8 protein-coding genes are annotated in these 12,955 nt (G+C 54.3%); 4 read left to right on the top strand and 4 right to left on the bottom strand.

Annotation, left to right across the window (positions count from 1 at the left end):
- The first annotated feature begins 41 nt into the window (after positions 1-41).
- On the top strand, positions 42-896 hold the full coding sequence (gene rapZ / locus HV350_RS02755) for an RNase adapter RapZ (protein ID WP_003025085.1): 855 nt from the start codon (positions 42-44) through the stop codon (positions 894-896).
- Positions 893-1,165, top strand: coding sequence for a PTS phosphocarrier protein NPr (npr, locus tag HV350_RS02750; protein ID WP_003828770.1), 273 nt, complete (start codon positions 893-895; stop codon positions 1,163-1,165). The genes rapZ and npr overlap by 4 nt, the downstream gene beginning before the upstream one ends.
- 86 nt (positions 1,166-1,251) lie before the next feature.
- On the opposite strand, the gene mtgA is transcribed toward npr, so the two are convergent.
- From mtgA to HV350_RS02730, 4 genes are all read right to left on the bottom strand, one after another.
- A complete protein-coding gene (mtgA, locus tag HV350_RS02745; RefSeq protein ID WP_016157575.1) occupies positions 1,252-1,971 on the bottom strand; it encodes a monofunctional biosynthetic peptidoglycan transglycosylase in 720 nt (239 codons plus the stop codon).
- Positions 1,968-2,621 carry an isoprenoid biosynthesis glyoxalase ElbB gene (elbB, locus tag HV350_RS02740; protein WP_016154692.1) on the bottom strand — a complete coding sequence of 218 codons (654 nt, stop codon included), beginning with the start codon at positions 2,619-2,621 and terminating at the stop codon, positions 1,968-1,970. The genes mtgA and elbB overlap by 4 nt, the downstream gene beginning before the upstream one ends.
- Before the next feature lie 229 nt (positions 2,622-2,850).
- A complete protein-coding gene (gene arcB / locus HV350_RS02735; protein WP_181629740.1) occupies positions 2,851-5,184 on the bottom strand; it encodes an aerobic respiration two-component sensor histidine kinase ArcB in 2,334 nt (777 codons plus the stop codon).
- A gap of 167 nt (positions 5,185-5,351) precedes the next feature.
- The gene (locus HV350_RS02730; protein WP_181630625.1) at positions 5,352-6,281 is read right to left on the bottom strand and encodes a TIGR01212 family radical SAM protein; all 930 of its coding nucleotides are present in this window, start codon (positions 6,279-6,281) and stop codon (positions 5,352-5,354) included.
- Positions 6,282-6,965: 684 nt separating this feature from the next.
- On the opposite strand from HV350_RS02730, the gene gltB reads away from it, so the two are divergent.
- Together gltB and HV350_RS02720 are read left to right on the top strand one after the other, a co-directional pair.
- A complete protein-coding gene (gltB, locus tag HV350_RS02725; protein WP_049040924.1) occupies positions 6,966-11,426 on the top strand; it encodes a glutamate synthase large subunit in 4,461 nt (1,486 codons plus the stop codon).
- A 12-nt stretch (positions 11,427-11,438) separates the two neighbouring features.
- A complete protein-coding gene (locus tag HV350_RS02720; protein WP_016154696.1) occupies positions 11,439-12,857 on the top strand; it encodes a glutamate synthase small subunit in 1,419 nt (472 codons plus the stop codon).
- The last annotated feature ends 98 nt before the right edge of the window (positions 12,858-12,955 follow it).

Raw genomic sequence — 12,955 nt, 5'->3', positions numbered from 1 at the left:
CCAATGGCATCCTTTTTTGTCGTTGTGAGGAGAAACAGTACATGGTACTGATGATCGTCAGCGGTCGTTCAGGGTCAGGAAAATCTGTCGCCCTGCGAGCGCTGGAAGATATGGGTTTTTACTGCGTGGATAACCTTCCCGTAGTGCTGTTGCCCGATCTGGCTCGTACTCTGGCCGATCGCCAGATTTCTGCGGCCGTCAGCATTGATGTGCGCAACATGCCTGAGTCCCCAGAGATTTTCGAGCAGGCAATGAACAATCTGCCTGAAGGCTTCTCACCACAGTTGCTGTTCCTTGACGCCGATCGTAACACCCTGATTCGCCGCTACAGCGACACGCGTCGCCTGCATCCTCTTTCCAGCAAGAACTTATCTCTGGAGAGCGCTATCGATAAGGAAAGCGATTTGCTGGAGCCTCTGCGCTCTCGTGCTGACCTGATCGTGGATACCTCCGAAATGTCCGTGCACGAACTGGCGGAAATGTTGCGTACCCGCCTGCTGGGCAAGCGTGAACGCGAATTGACGATGGTATTCGAATCCTTTGGTTTCAAACACGGTATCCCAATTGACGCGGATTACGTCTTTGACGTGCGCTTCCTGCCTAACCCGCACTGGGATCCGAAGCTGCGCCCGATGACCGGTCTTGACCGCCCCGTTGCCGCCTTCCTTGACAGGCACACAGAAGTACACAATTTTATCTACCAGACTCGCAGCTATCTTGAGCTATGGTTACCCATGCTGGAGACCAACAACCGCAGCTACCTCACCGTAGCTATCGGCTGTACCGGCGGGAAACACCGTTCGGTGTATATTGCAGAGCAGCTGGCAGACTACTTCCGCTCACGCGGTAAAAACGTACAGTCACGCCATCGTACGCTGGAAAAACGTAAATCATGACCGTGAAGCAAACCGTTGAAATCACGAATAAGCTGGGTATGCATGCTCGCCCAGCCATGAAACTGTTTGAATTGATGCAGGGTTTTGAAGCAGAAGTTTTGCTGCGTAATGATGAAGGAACGGAAGCCGAGGCAAACAGTGTTATCGCTCTGCTGATGCTGGATTCCGCCAAAGGGCGTCAGATAGAAGTTGAAGCCACGGGTCCACAGGAAGTGGAAGCCCTGGCAGCGGTGATTGCCCTGTTTAATTCAGGGTTTGATGAAGATTAGTCGAGTACCTGAAGCGCTGCGCTCATCAGGCCTACACTGCAACGTCACACTCCCCTAGGCCGGATCCGTATCCGGCAATAAACCCGTTAATACAGCTTATTTTCCCGCATAAACGACTCACCGCCTAGCTGGCGCATTTGGCGCATAATCCACGCCTGACGGCTACGTACATAACCAGAAGGCGCATTCGCTTTAAAACGCAAAGGATTGGGTAATACCGCCGCCAGCAAGGCCGCTTCAGACAGACTCAGCCGACTGGCTGGCTTATGGAAATAGCGCTGCGCCGCTGCCTCCACGCCGAAAACCCCATCACCAAACTCAGCAATATTCAGGTAAACGGTCAGAATACGCTTCTTGCTCCAGACGGTTTCCATACCCAGCGTTAGCCCGGCTTCGAGACCTTTACGCACCCAGCTACGTCCATCCCACAGAAAGAGGTTTTTTGCCGTCTGTTGCGATAACGTCGACGCCCCGCGAATACGGTTTTCATTACGTTCGTTGTGCGCCAGCGCTTTCTCTATGGCGGAGACATCGAATCCCCAGTGCTCGGGAAACTTCTGGTCCTCCGCGGCGATCACCGCCAGTCCCATCCACGGTGAGATCTCATCCATGCTCACCCAGTCTGAGTGCGCCACATAACCGAAATCACCGGACAGCCATGCGCTCAGTTGCCGCTCGACCATCACGGCAGAGAAAGGGACTGGCATCACGCTGAAAAGTGCGATGCCCCCGCCCCAGAATACGGCGAGGACAACGACCGCCCGCAGAAAGATACGTCGCAGAAAGGCGGTAACTCCTTTTCTCATTCAGCCAGCACCAGCACACGTGATACCAGTTTATCGATACCACTCGCGGCCTGAGCGATGTCCTGCGCCAGCATATAGGCGGGAGTGGTGACGATTTTGTTGTCTTCATCAACGACAATGTCATCAACCGGACAAGGCACATGCTCAGCGCCCATCTCTTCCAGCACCTCTGCCGTATCAATATCAGTACCGATGGTCAGACGCAGCGGAAAGTCAAAAATTTTAGGTAACATGGCAGGCGCAATGCACATAAATCCCAGCGGCTTACCCGCCTGATGCATAGCCACCGCCAGCGCAGCTAAGTCGCTATCAACCCGGCACTCACTGCCCTGGCTGGCAAAATTGCTCAAATTTTTGGCCGCGCCAAACCCGCCTGGCACGATCAACGCATCCAGTTCCGTTGAGACTGCCTGAGCAAGTGGGCGAATATCACCGCGTGTTATACGGGCGGCTTCAATCAGCACATTACGCGTTTCCTGCATCGGCTCGCCGGTCAGATGATTAATCACATCCGCTTGTTGTTTATCCGGTGCGAAACAGACGGCCTGAGCACCGTTGCGGGCAATCGCCAGAAGCGTGAGAACAGTTTCATGGATCTCTGCGCCGTCATACACGCCGCATCCGCTGAGCACTACACCCACTTTTTTCATCGTGATACTCCTTTCTCAATTGGCTGAAACATATTAGTTATTATGATTTAAATGCTACGCTTCACACATTTAACTGATTCATGTAACAAATTATTTAAGATTTGCTATCTTAACTGCGTGCGGCCTGAAAATTAGGGCTGCGCCCTTGTAAACAATGATAATAATTTACGGCGCAGCCACGATTTCCCTGGTGTTGGCGCAGTATTCGCGCACCCCGGTCAAGCCGGGGTCATTTTTTTTCCACGCTCGCCACCCAGGCCTTCAATACCGCCACGTCGTGCTGCCACTCCTGCTTCATCTCTTCAATCCATTCAGCAACATTATCTTCCCAGGCAGGAAGATCTGGCGACTGGATTTGCTGACCTAACTGTTGCAGATGGCGCAGCCCCACGGAACCTGCCGCGCCTTTAATTTTATGGCCTTCCTCAACAACGCCTTTTTTATCCCGTGCGGTCAGATTGGACTCCAGCACGCTCAAATATCCCGGCATCATCTTCTCAAACACCGCCAGCCCGTCGGTTATTAACTTCGGTCCCACCAGCTCGAGGTATTGTTCCAACATAGGAATATCTAACAGCGCTTGCGATTTACTGCTCTCTTCAGATGTCACAGTGCTCTCCTCTTTGTTTCGGGTATCCCAGTATTTTTTGATCATGGCGGTTAACGCCGGAACCGACAGCGGCTTACTCAGCACATCGTCCATTCCCGCGTCCAGATACTCTTTTTTATCTTTCAGAACGTTGGCGGTAAGCGCAACCAGCGGCGGCAGGTCCTCACGGGCGTATTTTTGCGTCAGCTCGCGCGAGATATCCAGACCGGTCATATCCGGTAGCTGAATATCCAGCAGCACCAAGTCATATTCGCCCGGCGTGAACATTTCCAGCGCGGCTTTCCCGGTCATGGCGACATCCACGCTGTTGCCCAGTTTTTCCAGCACTGAACGCGCGACAATAACGTTCAGTTCGATATCTTCCACCAGCAGCACATTCAGGGCTGGCAGCGGCATGTCGTCGTCTTCAAAGGCGTCTTCAATCTCTTCCGCTACCGCAGGCGCATGCACGGTCAGCGTAAAGATGGAGCCTTTGCCAGCCTGGCTGGAGACCGTAATATCACCGCCCATGTTTTTCGCCAGACGCTTCGATACGGCCAGTCCAATCCCGGTTCCCGTTGCCGGTTTGCCGCCATTGCTGTCCTTCACCTGATAATACATGGCGAAGATTTTATCTTGCTCATCCTGCGGAATACCGATCCCGGAATCTTCAACCTCGAAATGCAGTATATTCCCCTGGTCATAGCGCGCCCGCACGGTTACCTGCCCCTGCTGGGTAAACTTCACGGCGTTGCTGATCAGATTCCACAGAATCTGGCGCAAACGCGTGCCGTCGGTAATGACCTTATGCGGCAGTGGTAACGTCGGCTCAAGCACAAAACGCAGCCCTTTTTGCTGCGCCTGCAGGCCAGAGAGGTTTTCCAGATCCGCCATAAAGCTGGTGAAATCGATCGGCTGGTTATCGAGCTGAACTTTACGTCGCTCCATCTTATCCATGTCGATAATATCGTTGAAAATATTCCCCAGCGTCACGGCAGAGACGTGGATTGTTTTCAGGTATTTTTCCTGCTCAGCGGGATCCGTATCCAGCAGGATCCGGCTTAAGCCGACAATGCCGTTAAGCGGAGTGCGCAGTTCGTGGCTGATGGTAGAAATGAAGGTGGTCTTATCGCGGCTGGCGCGCTCTAACGCATCCTGATAACGCTTACGCTCGGTAATATCGCGCCCAAAGCCCATCAGACCATGCCGCTTACCTACGCGGTCATAGTAAGGCACTTTGCGAATTTCAAAGCAGGCTTTGCGCCCGTCCGGATAGTCCAGCCACTGTTCGTAGGTGAGCGAGACGTTATGACGGAACACCTTTTCGTCGGTTTCAATGACCTTTTCTGCCGCCTCAGGGGAGTAAACATCAGCCGGTTTTAAATTCACCAACTGCTTTTCGCTCTTGCCGGTCAGCAGTTCCATGGCACGGTTACAGCCGGAAAATTCTTTATCTTCATTACGATAAAAAACCAGATCCGGCGAGGCATCAAGGAAAGAGCGTAAAAAAGAAGACTGCTGCTCAAGCTGAATCTGCGCTTCTTCGCGCTCTTTGATTTCAACCTTCAACTGCTCGAACGTATCCTGGCGCTCCGCTTCGGCTTTTTCGCGCTCAACAATTTCCTGATTAAGCTGGGCAATATTATCTTTTAACTGCACATTGAGCTTGAGATCGCGCTCGCGCATCTCTTCCAGCTTTTGTACCAGTCGTGACAAGCGTTGCCGGGACTCTTCCAGTTGCTCCACCACCACTGACAGAAAATAGACGGCCCAGGGGGTAATTAACAGACCAAAAAAGATAGAGCGGATAACATCAATGCTTTCTACCTGGCCATGCAGCACCATGGTGACAGCCATCTGCACCACAATCGCCAACACGACCAGCGCCAGCGCCAATAACAGCGAAAAGCGCACCAGACCCAATTTCATCATCAGGTCGACGTAATATTGCGCCAGCATACGGATTTGCTTCATAGAGGGTTCCTTCACGACAACTTGGCACAATAATACTCAATTCTCAGCGTGACGTTGAAGATTGTGCAAGAAATGCGGAGGTTATCGGTGAAATGACCGAGGAGAGATTCAACGTGGGCCTGATAAGCGTAGCGTCATCAGGCAAGCAGGCGCAGATTGCCGGATGGTTAGCTCCCAGGCTGAATCCACGGAGTGCCAAGCGCAGAGCCTTGAACACCATGAGCATTGAGATAGCGATCCAGTTCGACCATCCCAGTCCAGCGGTTTTCACACCATAGCGGAGCCAACAGCATTGGGCGACGCGCGCTGGCAGAGATTCGATGATAAATCACCTCTGGCGGCGTATGGCGGATCATCTCCCCGGCGGTAACCGTGTAGTCGTCCAGTTCAATTCCGTTCAGACGTCCGGCTTCCCAGGCCTTTGCCATCGTACTGCCTTTCACAATATGCAGCGGATGCAGCTTAATACCGTCAACGCCCGTCTCCACCACACGTTCCATGGTTTGCAGACAGTCTGCCTGTCCTTCTCCCGGCAGGCCAACAATCAGGTGTGAGCACACTTTCAGCCCGCGCTCGCGCGCCAGCCGCGTGGTGTTCTGATAGCAGGCAAAATCATGGCCGCGGTTAATCCGGTGCAGAGTTTTGTCATGCGCGGTTTGCAGACCGAGCTCCAGCCATACCTCATAGCCGAGGTCTTTATACTCACAAAGCAGATCGAGTACCGCATCCGGCACGCAGTCGGGGCGCGTCCCAACGCATAACCCAACGATGTTGGCCTGGCTGACCGCCTGTTGATACATCGAACGCAGCACCTGTACTTCCGCGAAGGTGCTGGTATAAGCCTGGAAATAGGCCAGATAGCGTCTGGCGCGATTGACCAACTGCGCCTGATGCTCAAGCTGCTCGGCAATTGAATGGTGCTGCTGTGCTTCATCGGCAAACGAGGCGATATTACAGAAAGTACATCCGCCGCGTCCGATGGTGCCATCACGGTTTGGACAGCTAAATCCGCCGTGCAGCGTGAGTTTATGAACCTTTTGCCCATAACGGCGAGAAAGATCCCCACCAAACATATTGACTAATTTCTGTAACTGCATAATCTGGTAGACCGCGCCTTGAAAAGAGGCCAAAGCCTGCCATTTTTTGCCCCAGTCGGCGATGACCTGGATCAATCGCCCTGGCAAGCCTTTATTTATTGCATAACAAATCAAAATAATCGAAATTCCATTCACTCAAAATATAATTACTTTTCCTTATATCCAGCTGTTTTTTTTATCTTCTTATACTCTCAGCGTAAAAACAGTATCTTTAAGACGCCAAAACTCTAAAAACCAGCATAAAATGCCAAGTATATCGATAAACAAAGGGAGGACGAGAGATATCCGGCCTCTCTTACAGTGAGACAGATCACACTTCCCAGGGCATCCTCCTCAGGTTATATCAATGTATAAAACCCTTTTATTTCAATATTTTCATAAAGTTAATTGCCCAATAGCACATTTTTGCATAAATAAGATTGCCATTTGACCTGTGTGTGGATTCCCGATAACTTGGAAATCCGCTGGAAGCTTTCTGGATGAGCAGTCTGCTCATCATATTTATGCAGTAATTGAGATTCCCTCTGAAGCAAGTCCTCAAACTTGTTTGACCTGTGCGAAAAGGATAAAGAGGGCGAATGCGAGGTAAGCGTATGACACGCAAACCCCGTCGCCATGCTCTTGGTGTGCCCGTGCGCAACGGTCCAGATGGGAATCCCGCAGAGCCTGGGGAGGTTCACTGATATGTTGTACGATAAATCCCTTGAGAGGGATAACTGTGGTTTCGGCCTGATCGCCCACATAGAAGGCGAACCTAGCCACAAGGTAGTGCGTACCGCCATACACGCACTGGCCCGCATGCAGCACCGTGGCGCAATTCTTGCCGATGGAAAAACCGGCGATGGTTGCGGCCTGCTGTTACAAAAACCTGACCGCTTTTTCCGCATCGTAGCGCAAGAGCGCGGCTGGCGTTTAGCCAAAAACTACGCCGTCGGCATGATCTTTTTAAATAAAGACGCTGAGCTGGCAGCGGCTTCTCGTCGCATTGTAGAAGAAGAATTACAGCAGGAGACCCTGTCGATTGTCGGCTGGCGCGACGTGCCGACTAACGAAGGTGTTCTCGGTGAAATTGCGCTCTCCTCCCTGCCTCGTATCGAGCAAATTTTTGTTAATGCCCCTGCGGGCTGGCGTCCGCGTGATATGGAGCGTCGCCTGTTCATCGCGCGCCGTCGTATCGAAAAACGCCTCCAGGAAGATAAAGACTTCTACGTCTGTAGCTTGTCGAACCTGGTCAATATCTATAAAGGTCTGTGTATGCCGGCGGATCTGCCGCGCTTTTACCTGGACCTGGCGGACCTGCGTCTGGAATCGGCCATCTGCCTGTTCCACCAGCGCTTCTCCACCAACACCGTACCACGCTGGCCGCTGGCGCAACCGTTTCGCTACCTGGCGCACAATGGTGAAATCAACACCATCACCGGCAACCGCCAGTGGGCGCGCGCCCGTACCTATAAATTCCAGACGCCGCTGATCCCTGATCTGCACGACGCCGCACCGTTCGTTAACGAAACCGGCTCCGACTCCAGCTCAATGGATAACATGCTGGAACTGCTGCTGGCTGGCGGGATGGATATCATCCGCGCCATGCGTTTACTGGTGCCGCCGGCCTGGCAGAACAACCCGGATATGGACCCGGAGCTGCGCGCGTTCTTCGACTTTAACTCCATGCACATGGAGCCGTGGGATGGTCCGGCGGGTATCGTTATGTCCGACGGTCGCTTTGCCGCCTGTAACCTTGACCGCAACGGCCTGCGTCCGGCGCGCTACGTCATCACCAAAGACAAGCTGATTACCTGCGCTTCTGAAGTCGGGATCTGGGATTATCAGCCGGATGAAGTGGTTGAGAAAGGTCGCGTCGGCCCTGGGGAGTTGATGGTTATCGATACCCGCAGCGGGCGCATTCTGCATTCGGCTGAAACCGATGACGATCTGAAAAGCCGCCACCCCTACAAAGAGTGGATGGAGAAGAACGTCCGCCGTCTGGTGCCTTTCGAAGACCTGGCTGACGATCAGGTCGGCAGCCGTGAACTGGACGATGACACCCTCGCCAGCTACCAGAAACAGTTTAACTACAGCGCTGAAGAGCTGGATTCCGTTATCCGCGTGCTCGGTGAAAATGGTCAGGAAGCGGTCGGTTCAATGGGTGATGATACCCCGTTTGCCGTGCTCTCCAGCCAGCCGCGCATCATTTATGACTACTTCCGCCAGCAGTTTGCCCAGGTCACCAACCCGCCGATCGACCCGCTGCGTGAAGCGCACGTCATGTCGCTGGCCACCAGCATCGGTCGTGAGATGAACGTCTTCTGCGAAGCCGAAGGTCAGGCGCACCGTCTGAGCTTTAAGTCGCCGATCCTGCTGTACTCCGATTTCACCCAGCTCACCACCATGAAAGAGGAGCATTATCGCGCTGACCGACTGGATATCACCTTCGACGTGACGGAAACCACGCTCGAAGAGACCGTCAAAGCATTGTGCGATAAGGCTGAACAGATGGTGCGTAACGGCACGGTGCTGCTGGTGCTCTCTGACCGTAATATCGCAAAAAACCGCTTGCCGGTTCCGGCACCGATGGCCGTTGGCGCAGTACAAACACGTCTGGTAGAACAAAGCCTGCGTTGCGATGCCAACATCATCGTTGAAACCGCCAGCGCCCGTGACCCGCACCATTTTGCCGTTCTGCTCGGTTTTGGCGCGACGGCCATTTATCCGTATCTGGCGTATGAAACGCTGGGACGTCTGATCGACACTCAAGCAATTGCCAAAGATTACCGGACTGTGATGCTGAACTACCGTAACGGCATCAACAAGGGTCTGTACAAAATCATGTCCAAAATGGGCATCTCGACTATCGCCTCTTACCGCTGCTCGAAGTTGTTTGAAGCCGTTGGTCTGCACGATGATGTTGTGGCTTTATGCTTCCAGGGCGTGGTCAGTCGCATCAGCGGCGCGGGTTTTACCGACTTCCAGCAGGATCTGCTGAACCTCTCCAAACATGCCTGGCTGGCGCGTAAGCCTATCAGCCAGGGCGGTTTGCTGAAGTACGTCCACGGCGGCGAATACCACGCCTACAACCCGGACGTGGTGCGCACGCTGCAACAGGCAGTACAAAGCGGCGAGTACAGCGACTATCAGGAATATGCAAAGCTGGTCAATGAGCGTCCGGCGGCCACGCTGCGCGATCTGCTGGCGATTACACCTGGCGATGAAGCCGTAAGCATTAGCGAAGTAGAACCCGCAACCGAACTGTTTAAACGCTTTGATACCGCAGCGATGTCTATCGGGGCATTAAGCCCGGAAGCACACGAGGCGCTGGCCGAAGCCATGAACAGCATCGGCGGTAACTCGAACTCCGGTGAAGGCGGCGAAGATCCGGCGCGCTACGGCACTAACAAGGTGTCGCGCATTAAGCAGGTGGCTTCCGGTCGCTTTGGCGTAACCCCGGCGTACCTGGTCAATGCTGATGTCATTCAGATTAAAGTCGCTCAAGGCGCGAAGCCGGGCGAAGGCGGTCAGTTACCGGGTGATAAAGTCACCCCGTACATCGCCAAACTGCGTTATTCGGTGCCGGGCGTGACGCTGATCTCCCCACCGCCGCACCACGATATCTACTCTATCGAGGACTTAGCGCAGCTGATTTTCGACCTGAAACAGGTCAACCCGAAAGCGATGATCTCGGTGAAGCTGGTTTCCGAACCGGGCGTCGGCACTATTGCGACCGGCGTGGCGAAAGCCTATGCGGATCTGATTACCATTGCCGGCTACGATGGCGGTACCGGTGCAAGTCCGCTCTCCTCCGTGAAGTATGCGGGCTGCCCGTGGGAACTCGGTCTGGTGGAAACCCAGCAGGCACTGGTGGCTAACGGTCTGCGTCACAAGATCCGTCTGCAGGTCGATGGCGGTCTGAAAACCGGCGTCGATATCATTAAAGCGGCAATTTTGGGTGCAGAAAGCTTCGGTTTCGGCACCGGCCCCATGGTCGCGCTGGGCTGTAAATACCTGCGTATTTGCCATCTGAACAACTGCGCAACCGGTGTGGCAACTCAGGATGACAAACTGCGTAAGAACCACTATCACGGCCTGCCGTTCAAAGTGACTAACTACTTTGAATTTATCGCCCGCGAAACCCGCGAGCTGATGGCGCAACTGGGCGTGAAACGTCTGGTGGATCTGATTGGTCGTACCGACCTGCTCAAAGAGCTGGAAGGGTTTACCGCCAAGCAGCAGAAGCTGGAGCTGTCTCGTCTGCTGGAAACCGCTGAACCGCATCCAGGTAAAGCGCTGCATTGCACTGAAAACAATCCGCCGTTTGATAACGGCGTGCTCAACGCCCAGCTGTTACAGCAGGCGAAACCGTTTGTCGACGAGCGCCAGAGCAAAACCTTCTGGTTCGATATCCGCAACACCGACCGTTCCGTCGGCGCATCGCTGTCGGGCTATATCGCTCAGACGCATGGCGATCAGGGGCTGGCATCTGACCCGATTAAAGCGCACTTCAGCGGTACCGCAGGCCAGAGCTTCGGCGTGTGGAACGCGGGCGGCGTGGAGCTGTATCTGACCGGCGATGCCAACGACTATGTCGGTAAAGGCATGGCGGGCGGCCTGCTGGCAGTGCGTCCTCCGGTTGGCTCTGCTTTCCGTAGCCATGAGGCGAGCATCATTGGTAACACCTGCCTGTATGGTGCTACCGGTGGCCGCCTGTTTGCTGCGGGTCGTGCGGGTGAGCGTTTTGCGGTGCGTAACTCCGGCGCTATTACCGTGGTTGAAGGTATTGGCGACAACGGCTGTGAATATATGACCGGCGGCATCGTGTGTATTCTCGGCAAAACCGGCGTCAACTTCGGTGCGGGCATGACCGGCGGATTCGCCTACGTGCTCGACGAAGACGGTGAATTCCGCAAACGCGTGAACCCGGAACTGGTAGAAGTACTGAGCGTGGACTCGCTGGCTATTCATGAGGAACACCTGCGCGGTCTGATTACCGAGCACGTACAACATACCGGTTCTTCACACGGCGAAGAGATCCTGGCGAACTGGCCAGCATTCTCGGCGAAATTCGCGCTGGTAAAACCGAAATCCAGTGATGTAAAAGCACTGTTGGGTCACCGTAGTCGTAGCGCAGCAGAGCTGCGTGTGCAGGCGCAGTAAGGGGTAGCAGCAATGAGTCAGAACGTATACCAATTTATCGACCTGCAGCGCGTTGATCCACCGAAGAAACCGCTGAAGATCCGTAAGATCGAATTTATCGAGATCTACGAGCCGTTTTCCGAAGGCCAGGCCAAAGCACAGGCAGATCGCTGTCTTTCCTGCGGCAACCCGTACTGCGAGTGGAAGTGCCCGGTACATAACTACATCCCGAACTGGCTTAAGCTGGCGAATGAGGGACGTATTTTTGAAGCGGCAGAACTGTCGCACCAGACTAACACTCTGCCGGAAGTCTGTGGCCGAGTGTGCCCGCAGGATCGTCTTTGTGAAGGATCCTGCACGCTAAACGATGAGTTCGGTGCGGTAACTATCGGCAACATCGAGCGCTATATCAACGATAAAGCGTTCGAGATGGGCTGGCGTCCGGATATGACTGGCGTTCGCCAGACGGACAAGCGCGTGGCGATCATCGGTGCAGGTCCGGCGGGCCTGGCCTGTGCTGATGTGCTGACCCGCAACGGCGTGAAGGCGGTGGTATTTGACCGCCACCCGGAAATCGGCGGTCTGCTGACCTTCGGGATCCCGGCATTCAAGCTGGAGAAAGAGGTCATGACCCGTCGCCGTGAAATCTTCACCGGTATGGGCATTGAGTTCAAACTAAACGTGGAAGTGGGCCGCGACGTGCAGCTTAACGATCTGCTGAAGGATTACGATGCCGTGTTCCTTGGCGTAGGTACCTATCAGTCGATGCGCGGTGGGCTGGAAAACGAAGACGCTTCCGGCGTATTTGATGCCCTGCCGTTCCTGATCGCCAATACCAAACAGTTGATGGGATTTGGCGAAAGCAGTGACGAGCCGTACATCAGCATGGAAGGCAAACGCGTCGTTGTTCTCGGCGGTGGCGATACCGCGATGGACTGCGTGCGGACCTCGGTTCGCCAGAACGCGGCACACGTGATCTGCGCCTATCGCCGCGACGAAGAGAACATGCCGGGTTCCAAACGCGAGGTGAAAAATGCGCGTGAAGAAGGCGTCGAGTTCCAGTTCAACGTCCAGCCTTTAGGCGTGGAAGTGAATGCCAACGGTAAAGTGTGCGGCGTGAAAATGGCGCGCACCGAAATGGGCGAACCGGATGCGAAGGGTCGTCGCCGCGCGGAGATCGTCGCTGGTTCCGAGCACGTTGTTCCAGCTGATGCGGTGGTACTGGCGTTTGGATTCCGCCCGCACAGTATGGAGTGGCTGAAAGAGCACAGCGTCGAGCTGGATTCTCAGGGCCGTATTATTGCTCCGGAACGCAGCGATAACGCCTTCCAGACCAGCAACCCAAAAATCTTCGCAGGTGGCGATATCGTGCGTGGTTCGGATCTTGTAGTCACCGCGATTGCCGAAGGTCGTAAAGCGGCAGACGGTATCCTGAACTACCTGGAAGTGTAAGTAAGCGTCTTCTGGCATCTCATCTTCAAACGCTGATGAGATGCCAGATTCCTCGCAACCCCCCTGCCTCTCCCCTCTATCAACACCGTGAAAGAGAA

It is taken from the genome of Citrobacter sp. RHBSTW-01013 (genome assembly GCF_013781985.1).
Classification (GTDB): Bacteria; Pseudomonadota; Gammaproteobacteria; order Enterobacterales; family Enterobacteriaceae; genus Citrobacter; species Citrobacter braakii.
Note: the sequence above shows the minus strand (reverse complement) of the source record. Positions and strands in the feature narration are given on the sequence as shown.

What these genes read in the sequence shown, in the direction of transcription:
- rapZ (WP_003025085.1), top strand. Translation starts at nt 42, where the DNA reads ATGGTACTGATGATCGTCAGCGGTCGTTCAGGGTCAGGAAAATCTGTC.
- npr (WP_003828770.1), top strand. Translation starts at nt 893, where the DNA reads ATGACCGTGAAGCAAACCGTTGAAATCACGAATAAGCTGGGTATGCAT.
- mtgA (WP_016157575.1), bottom strand. Translation starts at nt 1,971, where the DNA reads ATGAGAAAAGGAGTTACCGCCTTTCTGCGACGTATCTTTCTGCGGGCG.
- elbB (WP_016154692.1), bottom strand. Translation starts at nt 2,621, where the DNA reads ATGAAAAAAGTGGGTGTAGTGCTCAGCGGATGCGGCGTGTATGACGGC.
- arcB (WP_181629740.1), bottom strand. Translation starts at nt 5,184, where the DNA reads ATGAAGCAAATCCGTATGCTGGCGCAATATTACGTCGACCTGATGATG.
- HV350_RS02730 (WP_181630625.1), bottom strand. Translation starts at nt 6,281, where the DNA reads ATGCAGTTACAGAAATTAGTCAATATGTTTGGTGGGGATCTTTCTCGC.
- gltB (WP_049040924.1), top strand. Translation starts at nt 6,966, where the DNA reads ATGTTGTACGATAAATCCCTTGAGAGGGATAACTGTGGTTTCGGCCTG.
- HV350_RS02720 (WP_016154696.1), top strand. Translation starts at nt 11,439, where the DNA reads ATGAGTCAGAACGTATACCAATTTATCGACCTGCAGCGCGTTGATCCA.